This window comes from Burkholderia sp. IMCC1007, from assembly GCF_027257875.1.
GTDB lineage: Bacteria > Pseudomonadota > Gammaproteobacteria > Burkholderiales > Burkholderiaceae > Burkholderia.
The window spans coordinates 12,423-30,534 of sequence record NZ_JAPVQY010000009.1; the positions used below are offsets into that span (position 1 = coordinate 12,423).

Sequence of the window (18,112 nt, forward strand, 5' to 3'; positions counted from 1 at the left end):
CCAGTCGGCCGGGCGGGCGCGCATGGCGCCGGCCCGGTTTCGCGCAACGGGGTCACGCGCTCAGGTATTCATGCACGGCCGCATAGCCGCGGCCGTAGCCGCGCGCCTTTGGCGGCACGCCGTTGAAGATCCCGCCTTCCAGATCGACGCCCGCGGTGCGCAGGCGCTTGATCGCGTCGGCGATCTCGCCTTCGGTGTGCATGCCCGAGCGCAGCACGAGGAACGTCGAGCCGGCCATGCGGCCGATGATGGTCGCGTCGGTCACCGCCAGCACCGGCGGCGAATCGATCAGCACGACGTCGTAGCGCTTGCCGAGCCCTTCGAGGTATTGCGGCAGGCGCGCCGACATCAGCAGCTCCGACGGGTTCGGCGGACGCGTGCCGGCCGCGATGAACGACAGGCCCTGCACCGGCGTCTCGCGCACGGCGTCCTCGAGCGGCGACTGGTCGCTCAGCAGCTCGGACAGGCCCGGCTGCGCGGTGAGGCCGAAATGGCGGTCGAGCATCCCGCGGCGCATGTCGGCGTCGATCAGCAGCACGCGCTTGCCCGAATGCGCGAGCAGCACCGCGAGGTTGACCGTCAGGAAGCTCTTGCCGATACCGGGCGTCGGGCCGGTCAGCACGATCACGCGGTTCTGCGCGTCCATCATCGCGAACTGCATCGCGGTGCGCAGGCTGCGCATGCTTTCGACGCTCATGTCCTTCGGACGCAGGCTCGCGAGGATCGGCCGCGCGCGGCCGCCGCCCTTCTCCGCCGCCGCGTCGAGCTTCACCTGCTCGGCGCTTTGCGGCACGAGCCCGTACAGCGGCAGGTTGAACGTGCGCTCGATGCGGTCGGGATCCTCGATGCCCTGGAACAGGTTGCGGCGCAGGAACACCACGCCGGTGCCGAGGATCAGCCCGAGGAACACCGCGGCCGACAGGATCAGCACCTTCTTCGGCTTGACCGGATCGCCCGGACGCAGCGCCGAATCGACGAGGTGGATGTTGCCGCCCGTGCCGGCCTTCTGCACCGACAGCTCCTGCACGCGGTTCAGCAGCAGCACGTAGATGTCCTCGGCGACCTTTGCGTCACGCTGGAGCTGGACGGCCTTCACTTCGGTCGCCGGCAGGCTGCGGAAGCGGTTGCTGAACTTGTCCTTCTCGCCCTGCAGTTCGGCGAGCTGCTGCTTCGCGGCGATCACCATCGGGTGCGAATCGGTGAAGCGCTGCGCGAGCGACGCAAGCTGCAGGCGCTGCGCGGCGATCTGCTGTTCGTACTGCACGCTGCCTTCGAGGTAGACCTTCGCCTCGTCGCTCGCGTTGATCGAGCCGGACGTGCGCTGGTACTGCGTGAGCGCCGCTTCCGCGCGTTCGAGGTCGGCCTTCAGGCGCGGCTCCTCGCCCTTCAGGAAAGCGAGCATCTTGGTCGCTTCGGCCTGCTTCGCGATCACGTGCTGGTTCAGGTACGACTGCGCGAGCGCGTTCGCGATCGCGGCGGTCTGGTCCGGGTCCTTGCCTTCGAGCGAGATCTGCACGACGCCCGTCTGCTTGCCCTGCTCGCTCACCTGGATGCCGGACTGGAAACCGGTGATCGCGTCGAGATCGTTGTAGCGGACCACCGTGAACTGCGTGCCCGGCCGCGCGACCAGCTTCTGCACCAGCAGCGTCACGCCGCCGCCCTGCTCCGATTCGCCGGTGCGGCCCGACAGCAGCCGGTTGCCGTGTTCGTCGACCAGCGTATAAGTGCCGTCCGGGCCGGCCGTCAGCGTCAGCTTCTTGCCTTCGAGCGCGGGCACGACGTTGATCGTGTCGATGTCGGCCACTTCGCCGCCCCACGCGTACGACTTCAGCCCGAGCCACGGCCGCGCCGGGACGCCCGGCGTCGCCATGCGCGCGGCGAGGCTGCCGATGAGCGGCATCGTCTTCGGCACGACCGAGAAGTTCAGCTTGAACTGCTCGACGACCGGCGCGACGACGCCGCGGCTCTTGATGATCTCGATTTCCGCATCGGTCGGCGCCTGCTGCGGACCGCTGTTGATCATCGCGCCCGTCTGGGTCTGCGTGAGCGCCTGCGTCGTGTTGTCGTTGCCCTCGACCCGCACGTGCACGTCGGCCTGGTACACCGGCTTCGCGACGTAGCAGTAGAGGCCGGCGAGCGCGATGACCGTCACCGCGATGCCGAGCAGCAGCCAGATGTCGTCCATGATCACCTGGAGCAACTGGCCGAGGACGAAATCCTCTTCCTCGGTTTTCGCGGTCAGATCCGCGTAGGAGTGTTTCGCTTGCGTGTTCACCATTCGTTCCCGCTTGAGTGGTGCCGGGGGGCGGGCGCCGCCCCGGCGGGCTATCAGCGCGTGATTTGCCGCATGTAGAAGATCGTCTGGATCGTCGGCAGCACCTGCTGCAGCACGCGGTTGAACTGCACCGAGCTCGCCGTGCTGACGTACACGACGTCGAGCGGCTGCAGCGGGAAGCGGCTCGACAGCATCAGCGCATCCGGCTGCGTCATGTCGAGACGGAAGACTTCCGGCTTCGTCGGGTTGTCACGCATGCCGCGCATCACGTAGATCTTGCGCGGGTTCGCATCGGTGTCGAGGATGCCGCCGCCCGCGGTCAGCGCGTCGGCGATGGTCAGCTTGCCCTTGAGCATCGGCACGGTGACCGGCGTCTTGACCTCGCCCATGATGAACACGCGGCTGTCGCTGCGGTCCGGCACGTTGACGATGTCGCCCGGCTGCAGCATCACGTTCTGCTTCACCTCGCCGCGATCGAGCACGCCGTTCGCGTCGAGCGTGTAGAGCTTGCCGTCGCGCGTCAGGCGCACGCGCTGCAGGTCGGCCTCGTTGGTCGAGCCGCCCGAGCGCGAGATCGCGTCGACCAGCGTCAGCGGCACGTCGCTCACGGCGAGCGGGCCCGGCTGCTTCACCTCGCCCGTCACCTGCACCTTCTGGCTGCGGAACGACAGCACGCGCACGTCGAGCTGCGGATTCTTCACGTAGCGCGCGAGGGTCGATGCCATCTCGTCGCGGATCTGCGCGACCGTCTTGCCCGCCACATGTATGCGGCCGACGAACGGGAAGAAGATCGTGCCGTCGGCGGCGACCGTCTGGCCGTACGGATCGGCCTGCCCCGGCAGCGCGGTCGTATACGGCTGCTGCAGCGCGCCGGCCACCGACTGCGTCGTGTTGCCGCCGCTCGAGAACGACTGGCCCTGCGGCGTCGTCAGCTCGGGGTGATCCCACACCGTGACGCCGAGGATGTCCTGCGGGCCGACGCGGTACACGTACTGCGACGGATCCGTAAAGCGGCCCGGCGGCAGCGGGTGCTCGACCTGCTGCTTCTGCAGCTGATCCATCACCAGCTTCGCGTCGATGTAATGAACCGGATAGGTTTCGGCCTGACCTTGCCGGCCTTCGTCCTTCAGGTTCGACGAGTCGAGATAGTTGCCGGGCGCGCTCGCGCAGGCCGACAGGAAGGTCGTCATTGCGACGGCGAGCGCCAGCGGGCGCAGGGGACGTTTCAGCATAGTTTTTGCAGCCATCCTTGAACCAGGCGTTCGATCAATGAGTAGCTCTCGCGATAGTCGGCCTCGGGGCCGCCATGCGGATCGGCGATTTCGGCGTCCTCCCACTTGCCGAGCAAGTGGACCTTGCCGCGCGCGAACGGATCGACCGATTCGACGGCCTTGATCTGTTCGCGCTCGCTGACGAGAATCAGGTCGGCGTCGCGCACGATGCGGCGCGACAGCCGCCGCGAGCGGTGCGTCGTCGCATCGACGCCGCGCTCGGCGAGCAATTTCCGCATCACCGGATCGATGCCGTCGCCGTCGTTCGCACGGACGCCGGCCGAATGGAACGTCACGCGCGGGCCGCCGCGCGACGCCGCATGCGACTTGAACAGCATTTCCGCTGCCGGGCTGCGGCAGACGTTCGCGTGACAGACGATCAGGATGTTCCGGAACATGGGCGTCTCGATTCGGGTGACGGGTGACGGTGACGCGCCGGTTACGCGTTCGCGCGCACGGCGCCCGGCACGCGGGCGGCGACGGCCTGGCGCGAGCCGGGGCGGCCGATCGGGTGGTATTCGATGCCCTGCTCGGTCATCGTCTCCGGCTCGTACAGGTTGCGGCCGTCGAAGATCACCGGCGACTTCCACTGCCGGCCGAGCGCGACGAAATCGGGGCTCTTGAATGCCTTCCATTCGGTGACGATCACGAGCGCGTCGGCATCGTGCGCGGCCTGCGCCTCGTCGTCGACGAACGAGAGGCGCTCGAGCCAGCCCGGGTGATCGGCGAGATCGAGCGCGAGCACGCGGCGCGCTTCCTGCTGCGCGACCGGGTCGTATGCGGCGATACGCGCGCCGCGCGACAGCAGTTCGGCGATCAGCTCGCGGCTCGGCGCTTCGCGCATGTCGTCGGTGTTCGGCTTGAACGCAAGGCCCCAGATGCCGAACGTGCGGCCCGTCAGGTCGGCGCCGAAGCGCGCGACGATCTTGTCGGCCAGCACGCGCTTCTGGTTCGCATTGACGGCCGACACGGCCTGCAGGATCTGCAGCGCCTGGCCGTGCTCGTCGGCGGTGCGGATCAGCGCCTCGACGTCCTTCGGGAAGCACGAGCCGCCGTAGCCGCAGCCTGCATACAGGAAGTGATAGCCGATCCGCGGATCCGAGCCGATCCCGCGGCGCACGGCCTCGATGTCGGCGCCGAAGCGGTCGGCGAGATTCGCGAGTTCGTTCATGAACGAGATGCGCGTCGCGAGCATCGCGTTGGCCGCGTATTTCGTGAATTCGGCCGAGCGCACGTCCATGTACAGCGTGCGTTCGTGGTTGCGGTTGAACGGCGCGTACAGCTTCTTCATCAGCTCGCGCGCGCGCTCGCCCGGCACGTCGTCGTCGCAGCCGATCACGATGCGGTCCGGCCGCGTGAAATCGTCGACCGCCGCGCCTTCCTTCAGGAATTCCGGGTTCGACACGACGGAGAACATCTGGTCGTCGTCGCCGCGCTTCGCGAGCTCGTCGGCGACCGCCGCGCGCACGCGCTCGGCCGTGCCGACCGGCACCGTGGATTTGTCGACGATCACCTTGAAGCCCTTCATGTGGCGGCCGATGTTGCGCGCCGCCGCGAGCACGTACTGCAGGTCGGCCGAGCCGTCCTCGTCGGGCGGCGTGCCGACCGCGATGAACTGCACGTCGCCGTGCGCGACCGCGGCCTCGACATCGGTCGAGAAGCGCAGGCGGCCCGCCGCGCGATTGCGCGCGATGACTTCCTTGAGGCCCGGCTCATGGATCGGCACGCCGCCGTTGTTCAGGATATCGATCTTTACCTGATCGACGTCGAGACAGAACACGTCGTGCCCGATGTCGGCGAGACAGGCGCCGGTGACGAGACCTACGTAACCGCTGCCGATGATAGTCAGATTCATGATGTGTCGGACCTCTTGACCAATGATTCGAAATTCGTAAATCCGGAATCCCGGGCGAATATCCGTCGCGCGTCCTCGCGGCGCAGCGACGGGCCCAGGCGCTCGACTCAGTAAGCGTTGCTGCCGGTGAAGCCCTTCCACAGCGTCAGCACGACGATCTTGATGTCGAGCCAGAACGACCAGTTCTGCATGTAGTACAGGTCGAGCTTCACGCGGCCCATCATCTTCTCGATCTGGTCGGTCTCGCCGCGAAAGCCGTTGATCTGCGCCCATCCGGTGATGCCCGGCTTGATCCGGTAGCGGAACATGTAGCCCTTGACCAGATCCTTGTAGATGTCGTCGTGCGCGAGCGCATGAGGCCGCGGGCCGACGACCGACATCTCGCCCTTCAGCACGTTGATGAACTGCGGCAGCTCGTCGAGGCTCGTGCGTCGCAGGAACCGGCCGACCGGCGTCACGCGCGAGTCGTTCCGGGTCGCCTGCGTGACTTGCCCGGCCACTTCCTGATGCACCTTCATCGAGCGAAACTTGTAGATCTCGAACTCGTGCCCGTCGATGCCCTTGCGCTTCTGCCGAAAGAACACCGGCCCACGCGACGTCAGCTTGATCAGCGCCGCGATCAGCAGCATCACCGGCGCGAGCGCCGTCAGCGCCGCCAGCGCGAACAGCCGGTCGAACACGAACTTCGGCAGGATCCGCACGTCGGTGATCGGCGACGCCGCCAGGTTGATCGCCGGCACGCCGAGCAGCTCCACCACTTCCTGGTTGAAGAAAGACAGGCTGCGCACGTCCGGAATGAAGCGGATGTTCACGAAGTCGTGGCGGAACACCGTCACGATCTGGTGAATCCGGCGCTCTTCCGTGATCGGCAGCGTGAGCCACAGCTCGCTGATCGCGCGGCTGCGCACCAGCCACACCAGCGATTCGAACTGCCGCTCGATGCGCACGTCGTCGAGCGCGACTTCGCCCGGCGCCTCGCTTTCGTCGTAGACGCATACCGGGTTGAAGCCCGCTTCCGGGCGCGCCCGCATCTGCGCGATCAGCCGCCGCGCCGCCGGCGTACCGCCGACGATCGCCACCGCCTTCAGGTTGTAGCCGCCGCGCCGCAGCTGACGCAGCACGACGTGCACGCACGCCTTGGAGCCGGCGAGCAGCACCATCGTCACGAGCGCCCAGTAGCCGAGCCACAGCCGCGACAGCTCGCCCGACTGGTGAAAACTGAAGCTCATCAGGATGCCCGCGAGCTCGACCATCAGCCACGCGAACGCAACGCGCCCCACCAGCCCGATGAGGCGCTTGCCGCGCCACGACTGATAGATGCCGATCGCCGGAAAGAACACGACCACCAGCAGGCAGTCGAACAGCACCATCGTGCGCTGCAGATCGTTGAACCAGACGCTGCCGTCGTGCAGCGCGGCGGCGATCACCGCCCCCGTCACGACCATCGCGATATCGATGACTCTCGCCAGCACGCTCAACATGTCCGCTTCCTCTTTGAACAGGCGTTTGCCGAACAGCTCCTCGTGCAGCCCGTGCCGCACCTTCGATTCAAACGTTGCATGACGCTATTGAAGCGGTAAGAAAATCCACTCTCAAGCGCACAAGTATTTCGAAAAATAATCGGAAATTCTTGCCGCGATAGTGTTGAATTAATTCGGCAGGTTTTCCCGAATCGCGCGCGCGTGCCGATTTTTTCGAAATCATTACGGATTGCGCGAAGCCTTTGCAGGCAAGCGCTCCCGGGCCCTCGCCCGAATTATTTTTTATTTTTTTATTTGCAGCCGATGTCATCGCGGAAAAGTTTCCCGGATGGATATCCGGCGAATATCGTGCAGCAACCTCGGTTTTATTGTCGATTTACTTCATGCTACAAACAGGCCTGACTTCAAATCGTGGAGAGTGCCATCATGAATGCTCCGGCCGTGGTAGCCGATACGCGCCATTCTTCTTCCGCCGCAAGCGACGCCGGTACGCGCGTCGCGGTGCAGCCGGTGATCCTTGCCGGCGGTTCGGGCACGCGCCTGTGGCCGATGTCGCGCGAACACTATCCGAAACAGCTGATCGGCCTGCTCGGCGATCATTCGCTGCTGCAATCCACCGCGCTGCGCCTCGACGATCTCGAGACCGGCCACCCGCTGAACGACGACGTGCTGATCGTGTGCGGCGAGGATCACCGCTTCACGACCGCGGAACAGCTGCGCGTCGCCGGCAAGCCTGCGTCGATCATGCTCGAGCCGCTCGGCCGCGACACCGCGCCCGCCCTGACGCTCGCCGCGCTGCGGATCGTCGCGACCGGCGGCGACGCCGTGATGACCGTGATGCCGGCCGACCACGCAGTGGCCGACCTGCCGCGCTTTCATGCGGCCGTCGCGGCCGGCGTGCACTGCGCGGCCCAGGGCAGGATCGCGACGATGGGCATCGTGCCGGCCCGCGCGGAAACGGGCTACGGCTACATCCGCGTCGGCGCGCCGCTGCGCGACGCCGCGACCGGCGACCTCGACGTGCGGCGCCTGGATCGCTTCGTCGAAAAACCGCATCTCGAACTCGCTCAGCAGTACGTCGCATCCGGCGAATACTGGTGGAACAGCGGGATCTTCATCGTGCGCGCATCGGTCTGGCTGAACGCGATTCGTCAGCTCGAACCCGACATCTACGCAGCGTGCGAGCGCGCCATCGCGCAGGGCAAGCAGGACGGCGACTTCTTCCGCGTCGATCGCGACGCCTTCGCCGCATCGCCGTCGAACTCGATCGACTACGCGGTGATGGAGCCGCTCGCGAGCCAGCCGCAGCTGTGCGAAAGCGTCGTCGTGCCGCTCGATGCCGGCTGGTCGGACGTCGGTTCGTGGGACGCGATCTGGCAAATCCTGCCGAAGGATGACGCCGAAAACGTCGGCCGCGGCAACGTGCTGTTCGAAAGCGCCGAGTCGACTTTCGCGCACTCGGAAAGCCGGCTCGTCGCGTGCGTCGGCACGCAGAACCTCGTCGTCGTCGAAACGCCGGACGCCGTGCTCGTCGCCGACAAGTCCCGCGTGCAGGACGTGAAGAAGATCGTCGGCCGCATCAAGGCCGTGCACGGCGTGGAAGCCACCGATCACCGCAAGGTGCATCGCCCGTGGGGCCACTACGATTCGGTCGACACGGGCGAACGCTTCCAGGTGAAACGCATCGTCGTGAAGCCGGGCGCGCGCCTGTCGCTGCAGATGCACCACCACCGCGCCGAACACTGGATCGTCGTGCGCGGCACCGCGCGCATCACGCGTGGCGAAGAGACCTTCCTGCTATCGGAGAATGAATCGACGTACATCCCGCTCGGCGTGTCGCACCGTCTCGAGAACCCGGGCAAGATGCCGCTCGAACTGATCGAGGTGCAGTCGGGCGCGTATCTCGGCGAGGACGATATCGTCCGCTTCGACGATACCTACGGCCGCGGATGACGCAGCAACGCATGCCGGGCACGCCGCATCGACGGCGCGCCCGGCATGACGGAGAAACGGGAAGACAAGCAGGGAATCGCGCGGGCATCGCGGCCCGCGCGCTTTCGTTCGGAGGACGATCAACCTACGCGGTACGCATACTCGCCGCGATCCGACTGTACGGGATCGTTGCGGCTCTCGGTCAGCGCACCCCCGCGACGCTCGGCGATGAAGCGCTTGATGTCCGACTCCGCCCGCGCCAGCACGGACAAACCGGCCAGCACCTCGCTTTGCGGCGTGCGCGCCGGCTCGTCGCTCGCACCATGCCGATCGATCCACTGACGGGCCCAGTCGAGCGCGTATTGCTCCGCTTCGTCGGCATCGGTGAAGCGCGGCCCGATCAGGCCCGAGCGTTCGACGCGCCGGTCGTCCTGCATGATCTCGGCCCACGCGCGATACATCAGGTTCTGCACCGGCTGCGCCAGGCCGCAGATCGTATAGCCGCGATATTCGTCGACCTGCGGTTCGGCCGCGCTGAAGCTCGCCGCGCTCGGACGCGCGTGGCGCAGCCCGGCGGGCGCCGCGCCCGGCACCGAGAACGACGCACCGGACGACGCAGCGGTGTCGTCGCTCGACATCGCGGCGACCGACGCGCCTTCGCCGTCCCACGCACCCGCCTGCGCGACCGGCAGTTGCCACGACTCGGGGTTCTGCCAGAACACGCCGCGCAGCCGGTCGTTGTCGGGCGCGGGCTCCGCACGGCACGCCGGCGCGGACGGCACGGGCGGCGGCGGAACGTACGCGAACGTACGCCCGCTGAACTGGGTCAGCACGTCGATCATCTGCAGCAGCGTGCCGTTCGCGAGCCACTCTTCGTAGCGGCGGCGGCACGTCGGCCCGGACGGATAGCGCCCGGGCAGTTTGGACCAGGCTTCGCCCGTCGTCAGGATCCAGAGCACCGCATTCGCGACGACGCGCGGTTCGGCTCGTGGACGGCCTCGACGGTTCAGCCGGATGGGTTCATCGGCGATCAGCGCCGAAAGACGAAACCACTCTTCATCGGTAAGCTCATCGAAGAACATAGTAGATTTCTCCACGCAGCCAGGCCGGGGCTGCGATTGCCGGCGCCGTCGTCACGCATCGCGTCACGGGGCGCCCCGGTTGCACATTATGTTTATCCGATTGTCGTGCTTGCCGGTGCGGCACCGCACTTTCACGGTGCCGCCATTCCCGGCAATGGCGCACGAATCACGGTCTCACTCCAATGTGGGAATTTTTGTGCACGAAGCATACCATCGTCAGGGTTTATCTCAATATGACAATGACTTAATGTTACTCACTGAAACAACCTCGCATGGATGCGCAATCCATTTGCGCATGAATTTTTTTACGCGATGGTTATGCCAGAGGTGGGAAAGCCCCGTCAGACGGGGCTTTGCGGGGGATGGCGCGAGCCCTTGCAGCGGGCTTCAGCGGCTGGTCCGACCCTCTGCAGCAGCCTGCGCCCGAATTGCGTTCCGAAATCGGTAAATCAGGGAAAAAAACGTAACAAGATATTCATGGATCGGTAAATCGTTCAAATACCGCCCAATTTAATTATCTCCGCGCACAATCTTTTTAATGTTTCCCTGCGGGTAATGAAAGCGCTGCGTCAGGCAATAGACATATTTCCGCGAATGTAAATCCGGAAAGGTTTGTTACAACCTGCGCGACCGCGGCGAGCAAGCGCGATCAGGCGGCCCCGAATCAACGCAGATCGCCGACGAGCGATGCGCGCACGTCCGCATCGATACGTTGCGGAGGCAACGTATAGGCCGGATGGTCGCAGCCGATCGACAGCGCCGCGCCGTCCTTGAGCGCCGCGCGCACGGGTTCGCTCAATTCGAAGCGCACGAAGTGAACGGCCGACGTCTTCTCCGCGTTCTCGCGATCGAGATCCTCGTCGGCGATCGCATAGATATCCGGATGACCGTCGACGTGCAGGTACACGCGATCCTCGACGCCGATCAGCCGCGCGAGCGCCGCGCGCCGTTCGGCCTCGTGCTCGTATTCGATCTGCAGCGTCGCCTTCAGGTTGGTGCCATCCGGCACGAGCGGCAGATACGCTTCCAGTTCGCCGTCGATGCCTGCTTCGTCGAAGATCTTCTCGATGTGCAGCATCTCCTGGATCTGATAGCGGATCGTGGTCTCGTCCTCGAACAGCAAGCGCAGATGGTTGCCGAGCGACACCGCGCGGCGGCGCTTGTACGCGACGAGCCGCGCGTGTTCGGCCTTGCGGATCTTCGCGTACGCTTCGAGCGTCAGCAGCGAGTCGCGGGTCAGCGTCATGGGATGTCCTCGAGTGTCGTCGATGTCGTCGATGCCGTTACGGAGCGGTCGATTCAGATGCCGTACGCGCGGCGCAGCAGCGTCAGCGGATGCGCGAGCGGCGCGGCCGGCAGCCCGTGCTCGTCGATGCCCTGCTCGATGTGATGGCCGGCGAGCGCGCAGTCGGACGACACGAAATCCGGTTTCGGCTCGGCCATCGCCTTGAACACGGGCGCGCCGATGCGCAGCGCGTCCGCATGGAATGCCTTCTTCACGCCGAACGTGCCCGCATGGCCCGAACAGCGCTCGACGACGTTCACGCGCGTATCGGGCACGAGCGACAGCGTGTCGGCCGTCTTGCGGCCGATGTTCTGCACGCGCGCGTGACACGGCACGTGGTATGACACGGTGCCGAGGCCGGTCTTGAAATCGGTCTTCAACAGCCCGTCGCGGTGCCGCGCGATCACGTATTCGAACGGATCCCAGAATGCTTCGGCCACCGCGCGCACGGCTTCGTCGCCGGGGAACATCAGCGGCAGCTCGCTCTTGTACATCAGCACGCAGCTCGGGATCGCGCCGATCAGCGCATAGCCTTCGCGCGCATAGCGCTCCAGCACCGGAATATTCACGGCCTTCTTCGCGGCAACGCCCGCGAGGTTGCCCTGCTCGAGCAGCGGCATCCCGCAGCACGCCTCGCGCGTGACGAGCTCGTACGGAATCTCGTTGTGCGCGAGGATCGCGAGCAGATCGTGACCGATGCCCGGCTCGTTGAAGTTCACATAGCACGTCGCATAGATCGCGACCTTGCCGGGCGTGCGCTCGCCGTCGCGCACCGGCGGCCCGTCCGAGCGCTTCGCCGCGCGCCGGAACTTGCGCGGCGCGAACTCGGGCAGCCAGGCGTCGCGATCGACGCCGAGCGTCGCTTCGAGTGCGTGGCGCGCGAGCGGTGTGCGATTCACCGCGTTCACCGTCTGCGTGACGACCGGAATGCCCGCGAGCTGGCCGAGCGCGTCGGTATTCGACAGCACCTTGTCGGCGAGCGTCGCTTCGCCGCGCCGGTAGCGTGCGGCTTTCGCGCGCAGCATCAGGTGCGGGAAGTCGACGTTCCATGCGTGCGGCGGCACGTACGGACACTTCGTCATGTAGCAGAGGTCGCACAGGTAGCATTGGTCGACGACCTTGCCGAATGCGTCCTTCGACACTTCGTCGACGTCGCCCGTCGGCGTGTCGTCGACGAGATCGAACAGCGTCGGAAATGCGCCGCACAGCGACACGCAGCGCCGGCACCCGGCGCAGATGTCGAACACGCGCGTCATTTCCGCATCGATCGCGGCCTGGTCGTAGAACGTGTCGGACTGCCAGTCGAGCGGATGCCGGGTCGGGGCTTCGAGGCTGCCTTCCTTGTGGGGCATGGGGCGCTCCAGCATGGCGCGCATGCGCGCCGACGCGCCGCCCGCGCGCTGCGGACGGCGATCAACGCACGGCCGGCCGCGCGACGTACCGCGGCGGGCCGTGCGGCCTTGCGTGGGCCCGCGTCAGTCGACGAGCGCGTCCAGCGCCTTCGTATAGCGGTTCGCGTGGCTGCGCTCGGCTTTCGCGAGCGTTTCGAACCAGTTCGCGATTTCGTCGAAGCCTTCCTCGCGCGCGGCCTTCGCCATGCCCGGATACATGTCGGTGTATTCGTGCGTCTCGCCGGCGATCGCCGATTCGAGATTCAGCCGCGACGAGCCGAACGGCAGACCGGTGGCCGGATCGCCGACGGCTTCCAGGTATTCGAGGTGGCCATGCGCATGGCCCGTTTCGCCTTCGGCGGTGGAGCGGAACAGCGCGGCGACATCGTTCTGGCCTTCGACGTCGGCCTTCGAAGCGAAATACAGATAGCGCCGGTTCGCCTGCGACTCGCCCGCGAATGCGGCCTTCAGATTCTCTTCGGTCTTGCTGCCCTTGAGTTGAGCCATTTGCGCCTCCGTTCGAGTCGGCGCGGCCGCGTGCGAAGCCGGGCCGATGATGTATGTGGGGAACGATGCGCTTGCGGAGCGCGCACGCATCGTGCTCTTTAATCTAGGCGTTCGCGTTCGCATCCCCCAATAGGCTTTTTCAATGCGGGCGATAGCGGGGGGCCTGGAGGGGATGCGGGGACGATATGGGTGGCGTGGGCTGGAATGGCGCGGTGGGCGGGTTGGCGGGTGGCTGGGCGGTTAGACCCCATCCCGCGTCACGCATCCATCGCGCGCCTGAGCAGTAATTCCCTTTCGCGCTCGTTCCGGGTCAATTCCGCCGCGCGCCGGAATTCGACCTTCGCCTCGTCCGCGCGGCCGAGCTTCGCGAGCAGGTCGCCGCGCACGCTCGGCAACCAGTGATAGCGCGCGAGCGCGGGATCGTCGCGCAGCGCGTCGACGAGTTCGAGCGCCGCGGCCGGCCCGAACGCCATCCCTACCGCCACCGCGCGATTGAGTTCGACGACCGGCGAAGGCGCGACTTCGGCGAGCGCGTCGTACAGCGCGACGATCTGCGCCCAGTCGGTGTCCGACGCGCGCCGCGCACGCGCATGGCAGGCCGCGAGCGCGGCCTGCAGCGCATACGGCCCGCGCACGCCGCCGAGCTTCGTCGCCTGCTCGAGTGCCGCGAGGCCGCGCCGGATCAGCAGCGGATCCCAGCGGCTGCGGTCCTGGTCGAGCAGCAGCACCGGCCGCCCCTGCGCATCGGTGCGCGCATGCATGCGCGACGCCTGCAGTTCCATCAGCGCGACGAGCCCGAGCACTTCGCTTTCGTCCGGCGCAAGCGCGGCCAGCACGCGGCCGAGGCGCAGCGCCTCGTCGCACAGCGCCGGGCGGGTCCAGTCGTCGCCCGCGGTCGCCGCATGGCCTTCGTTGAATATCAGATAGATCACTTCGAGCACCGACGCGAGCCGTGCGGGCCGCGCGTCGACGGACGGCACTTCGAACGGCACGCGCGCCGCCGCGAGCGTGCGCTTCGCGCGCACGATGCGCTGCGCGATCGTCGGCTCGGGCGACAGGAACGCGCGCGCGATCTCGCCCGTGGTCAGCCCGCCGAGCAGCCGCAGCGTCAGCGCGACGCGCGCGTCGGTCGACAGCACCGGATGGCACGACGTGAAGATCAGCCGCAACAGATCGTCGCCGATGTCGTCGTCGCGCGCATCGGCCAGCGCATCCGCGATGTCGGGGACGACGTGCGCTTCGAGCGCGTCCATTTCATGGCCGAGCTGGTCGCGCTTCGCCGCATGCAGCGACTCCTGCCGGACCCGGTCGAGCGCGCGGCGCTTCACGGCCGTCATCAGCCACGCGGCCGGGTTGTCGGGCACGCCGTCGACAGGCCAGTGCTCGAGCGCCGCGACGAGCGTGTCCTGCGCCAGCTCCTCGGCCACGCCGACGTCGCGCACCACGCGCGCGGCGCGCGCGATGATCTTCGGCGCCTCGATTCGCCAGACGGCTTCGATCGCACGATGGGTCGCCTCGCGCGTCACGACGCCGGCCCCTGTGCGGCCGCGCACAGCCCCCACTCGTGGCCGTCCGGATCCGCAAACTCGTGGGTGTACATGCCCGGATCGGTTTGCGGCGCGCGCGGCACGGTGCCGCCGGCCGCGCGCGCCTTCGCAACGACCGCATCGACCTCCGCGCGGCTGTCGCACGACAGGCACGGCAGCACCTGCACGTGCGTCGCCGGATCGACGACCGTCTTGCCGGTGAAGGTCTGGAACAGCGGCCGCTCGAGCAGCATCGCAAAGATCGCGTCGCTGATGCTGACGCAGACGGCCTGCACGGTGGTGTAGGCCGGCACGACGTCGAAGCCGAGCGCGACATAGAATGCTCGCGCGCGCGGCAGGTCGGCCACGGGCAGGCTGACGAAGATCGTTCGGTGCATGACGGTCGCTCCGGCAATGGTGGTGTCAGACGGCGTGGCCGCGCCCGACGTTGAGTTCCCGGAACCGCTCGACCGCATCGCTCGGCGTCAGGTCGTCCAGCTCGAACAGCGGACGCACTTCGATCTCGCAATCCATCTCCGCGCCGAATGGCGCCGGGAAGCGCCGCGTCCATTCGAGCGCCTCGTCTCGCGAACGCACCTGGATCAGCGTATAGCCGGCGATCAGTTCCTTCGTTTCGGCGAATGGTCCGTCGATCACCTTGCCCTTGCCGCCCGTATAACGGACACGCCAGCCCTGCGAACTCGGCCGCAGGCCGTTCGCATCGAGCAGCACGCCGGCGTTGGCGAGCTCCTCGTGATAGACCGTCATGGCCTCGACGAGCCGATCGTCCGGCAATACGTCGGATTCGCTGACGGCGTTCGCCCGGATCATGATCATGAATCGCATCGTGCACTCCTTGTCGTCGGTGGAAGGGGGCAACCGTTCATCGGCGCCTCATCCGGACGACGGACGGCGCATACCCGGATCGACGTGCCGCACGACGAATCAGGGTAAACACCGAGTCGCTGCATTCAAAGGAAACACGGGCCGAGCGCGCGTACCTCGACCGTGCACCATTGCGCGGCCGGGCACTGGCGCGCGATCTCGATCGCCTCGTCGCGCGTATCGACATCGACGAGGAAGAAGCCGCCGACCATCTCCTTCGCTTCGGCAAACGGGCCGTCGACGACGCGCGTCTCGCCGTCGCGGACCTGCACGCGGGTCGCGCGCTCGGAACGCTCCAGCGACTCGACGCCGCGCAGCACGCCGCGTGCCTTCAGCGTCTCGGCAAAATCGACCATCCGCGCATACAGCGCCTGTCCGTCTTCCAGCGTGCGTTCGGCGCGCTGGCCGGTCGGTTCGACAATCAACAGCATGTAGGCCATGAAGCTCTCCTGGTGAGGCCGCGCGCGGAAGCGTTCGGAATGCAGCGAAAACGATGCGCGACGGCAGGTCAGGTGCAGAGCGTAACAGCCTCGACCGGCGCCGCGGGCATCGTTGGCCATCCGGCACTGGCCGAACGGCCATTTCGACCGCAGCACGCAATTTTGCCGTCAACATGCTGTCCCGAACCTTCGAATTTTCTTCTTGTGGACCGCCTCATGTCACGCCTGCTGCCGTCGTTCGCGCTCGCCGCATCACTCGCCTGTTCCGCCTTGCCCGCCACCGCCGCGTTGCCGGTCAGCGCCGGCTGCGGCGGCGCAACGTCGGCGATCGCCGACATCCGGCACCGCAGCGGCCTGTCGCCGGTCGCCGGACGAACCACGTCGATCGAAGCGGTCGTCACCGCCGTATTCGGCGGCCCCGGCGGCTTCGGCGGATTCTTCGTCCAGCAGGCCGACGCACAGCGGCGGCAGCGGCCGGGCGTCCCCGAAGGCCTGTTCGTGTACGCACCGAACGCGCGGGCGCACCCCGGCGATCTCGTGCATCTGACCGGCAGCGTCGAACAGAAATACGGCCGCACGCAGCTCGCGCTGTCGGGCCACGTGGCCGTCTGCGCGCGCGGGCAGACGGTCACCCCGGCAACGCTCGCGCTGCCGGTCGACACGCTCGCGGTGTTTGACGCGCACGAAGGCATGCGGGTGAGGTTCGCGCAAACGCTGACGGTCAGCGACACCTACGAACTCGGCCGCTACGGCAGCATCGTGCTCAGCAACGGCCGTCTGCGGATTCCGACCCACGTGGTCCCGCCGGCCGAAGCCGCGGCGCAGGCGGCGGCGAATGCGCGCAACCGCATCGTGCTCGACGACGGTTCGAGTCGCGTGACACCGGCTACCGTGCGCTATCCGCCGCCCGCGCTGAGCGCCGCCAATACGCTGCGCGCGGGCTATACGGTGCGCGGAGTCGAAGGCGTGCTCGAGAAGCGCTACGGGTCGTGGCGGCTGCAACCGGTGCCGGCGTCGGCTCCGGTCTTCGATGCCGCGTCGAATCCGCGGGCCGATGCGCCGGCGCGGCATGCGCGGGCCGACGTGCGCGTCGCGTCGTTCAACGTTTTTAACTATTTCAACGGCGACGGCAGCGGCGGCGGGTTCGGCGATCGGGCCAATCGCGGCGCGAAGACGCCCGCCGCATTCGCGCGCCAGGAAGCGAAGATCGTCGCCGCATTGCGCGCGTTGCGCGCCGACGTGATCGGCCTGATGGAAATCGCGAACAACGGATACGGCCCCACGAGCGCCGTGCAGCGGCTCGCGGCCCGGCTCGGCGACGGCTGGCGCGCGGTCGACCCCGGCACCGCGCGGCTCGGTCGCGACGCGATCGCGGTCGCGTTGCTGTACGACAGCCGGACGATCGAACCCGTCGGGCGCGCCGCCACCGTCGCGATCGATGGCCGCGGCCGGCCGCCGCTCGCGCAGACGTTCCGGCGCATCGGCGGAACCCGTGCGTTCACCGTGGCGGTCAACCACCTGAAGTCGAAGAATTGTCCGCACGCGACCGGCGCGGATCGCGACCAGCAGGACGGCCAGGGCTGCTGGAACGCGACACGCACACGCGCCGCCGCACGCGTCGCCGACTGGCTCGCCACCTCGCCGACCGGCGTCGCAACCGACGGCGTCCTGCTGATCGGCGACCTGAACAGCTACGCGAAGGAAGATCCGCTGCGCGCGCTCGAGTCGCGCGGCTACGCGAACCTCGTCGCCCGCTTTGTCGGCAATGCGGGGTACACCTACGTATTCCGCGGCGAAGCCGGCAGCCTCGACCACGCGCTCGCGACCGCGCCGCTCGCCGCGCGCGTGAAGGCCGTGCATGCCTGGCACATCAATGCCGATGAACCGATTGCACTGCAATCCGTGCCCGATTACAAAACGCCGGCGCAACGGGCCGCGTATTACGCGGCCGATCCATATCGCTCGTCGGACCACGATCCGATCGTCATCGACCTCGCACTGGCGGAAGGCGGCGCGCGAACCGCTGCGGGCACGAACCCTGCTCCTCGGGAAAACGGCCATTAGTGCAATTGCATCAAGGCGACGCGTGCAATGGCACTATTTACCTGAGCACCCAGGCGACGCCATATTTACCGTACTTTCACTTCGTGCAAATGCAACGCAATGCCGCTTCGCCGGAATC

At 67.1% G+C, this 18,112-nt stretch carries 15 protein-coding genes; 2 read left to right on the top strand and 13 right to left on the bottom strand.

The window, feature by feature from the left end:
* Nucleotides 1–52: 52 nt before the first annotated feature.
* The 5 genes from O1Q03_RS11230 to O1Q03_RS11250 all read right to left on the bottom strand — a co-directional run bounded on the left by O1Q03_RS11230 (nt 53) and on the right by O1Q03_RS11250 (nt 6,882).
* Entirely contained in the window at nt 53–2,278 is a 2,226-nt protein-coding gene (locus tag O1Q03_RS11230) for a polysaccharide biosynthesis tyrosine autokinase (RefSeq protein ID WP_269503458.1), read from the bottom strand.
* Between the two features lie 50 nt (nt 2,279–2,328).
* Complete coding sequence (locus O1Q03_RS11235; protein ID WP_269503459.1) at nt 2,329–3,507, bottom strand: polysaccharide biosynthesis/export family protein; 1,179 nt, start codon at nt 3,505–3,507, stop codon at nt 2,329–2,331.
* Nucleotides 3,501–3,944, bottom strand: a complete 444-nt coding sequence (locus O1Q03_RS11240) for a low molecular weight protein-tyrosine-phosphatase (protein WP_269503460.1) — start codon at nt 3,942–3,944, stop codon at nt 3,501–3,503. Before O1Q03_RS11240 ends, O1Q03_RS11235 begins: the two co-directional genes overlap by 7 nt.
* 41 nt (nt 3,945–3,985) lie before the next feature.
* Nucleotides 3,986–5,401, bottom strand: coding sequence for a UDP-glucose dehydrogenase family protein (locus O1Q03_RS11245; RefSeq protein ID WP_269503461.1), 1,416 nt, complete (start codon nt 5,399–5,401; stop codon nt 3,986–3,988).
* A gap of 107 nt (nt 5,402–5,508) precedes the next feature.
* Nucleotides 5,509–6,882, bottom strand: a complete 1,374-nt coding sequence (locus O1Q03_RS11250) for an undecaprenyl-phosphate glucose phosphotransferase (protein ID WP_269503462.1) — start codon at nt 6,880–6,882, stop codon at nt 5,509–5,511.
* Nucleotides 6,883–7,308: 426 nt separating this feature from the next.
* On the opposite strand from O1Q03_RS11250, the gene O1Q03_RS11255 reads away from it, so the two are divergent.
* Entirely contained in the window at nt 7,309–8,835 is a 1,527-nt protein-coding gene (locus O1Q03_RS11255) for a mannose-1-phosphate guanylyltransferase/mannose-6-phosphate isomerase (RefSeq protein WP_269503463.1), read from the top strand.
* Between the two features lie 119 nt (nt 8,836–8,954).
* On the opposite strand, the gene O1Q03_RS11260 is transcribed toward O1Q03_RS11255, so the two are convergent.
* The 8 genes from O1Q03_RS11260 to O1Q03_RS11295 form a co-directional block, all read right to left on the bottom strand.
* A complete protein-coding gene (locus O1Q03_RS11260; protein ID WP_269503464.1) occupies nt 8,955–9,896 on the bottom strand; it encodes a transposase in 942 nt (313 codons plus the stop codon).
* Nucleotides 9,897–10,560: 664 nt separating this feature from the next.
* Nucleotides 10,561–11,142, bottom strand: a complete 582-nt coding sequence (locus tag O1Q03_RS11265; RefSeq protein WP_269503465.1) for a DUF3501 family protein — start codon at nt 11,140–11,142, stop codon at nt 10,561–10,563.
* A gap of 53 nt (nt 11,143–11,195) precedes the next feature.
* The gene (locus O1Q03_RS11270; protein ID WP_269503466.1) at nt 11,196–12,533 is read right to left on the bottom strand and encodes a heterodisulfide reductase-related iron-sulfur binding cluster; all 1,338 of its coding nucleotides are present in this window, start codon (nt 12,531–12,533) and stop codon (nt 11,196–11,198) included.
* A gap of 123 nt (nt 12,534–12,656) precedes the next feature.
* Nucleotides 12,657–13,079, bottom strand: a complete 423-nt coding sequence (locus tag O1Q03_RS11275) for a rubrerythrin family protein (protein ID WP_006757948.1) — start codon at nt 13,077–13,079, stop codon at nt 12,657–12,659.
* A gap of 257 nt (nt 13,080–13,336) precedes the next feature.
* The gene (locus tag O1Q03_RS11280; protein WP_269503677.1) at nt 13,337–14,605 is read right to left on the bottom strand and encodes an RNA polymerase sigma factor; all 1,269 of its coding nucleotides are present in this window, start codon (nt 14,603–14,605) and stop codon (nt 13,337–13,339) included.
* Nucleotides 14,602–15,003 carry a VOC family protein gene (locus tag O1Q03_RS11285; protein WP_269503468.1) on the bottom strand — a complete coding sequence of 134 codons (402 nt, stop codon included), beginning with the start codon at nt 15,001–15,003 and terminating at the stop codon, nt 14,602–14,604. Before O1Q03_RS11285 ends, O1Q03_RS11280 begins: the two co-directional genes overlap by 4 nt.
* Before the next feature lie 25 nt (nt 15,004–15,028).
* Nucleotides 15,029–15,451, bottom strand: coding sequence for a YciI family protein (locus O1Q03_RS11290; protein ID WP_269503469.1), 423 nt, complete (start codon nt 15,449–15,451; stop codon nt 15,029–15,031).
* Between the two features lie 125 nt (nt 15,452–15,576).
* Entirely contained in the window at nt 15,577–15,930 is a 354-nt protein-coding gene (locus O1Q03_RS11295; protein WP_269503471.1) for a YciI family protein, read from the bottom strand.
* A 216-nt stretch (nt 15,931–16,146) separates the two neighbouring features.
* Between O1Q03_RS11295 and O1Q03_RS11300 the strand changes: the two genes are divergently transcribed.
* Nucleotides 16,147–17,994 (top strand): ExeM/NucH family extracellular endonuclease, encoded by a 1,848-nt coding sequence (locus O1Q03_RS11300; protein ID WP_269503474.1) that lies wholly within the window; start codon nt 16,147–16,149, stop codon nt 17,992–17,994.
* The last annotated feature ends 118 nt before the right edge of the window (nt 17,995–18,112 follow it).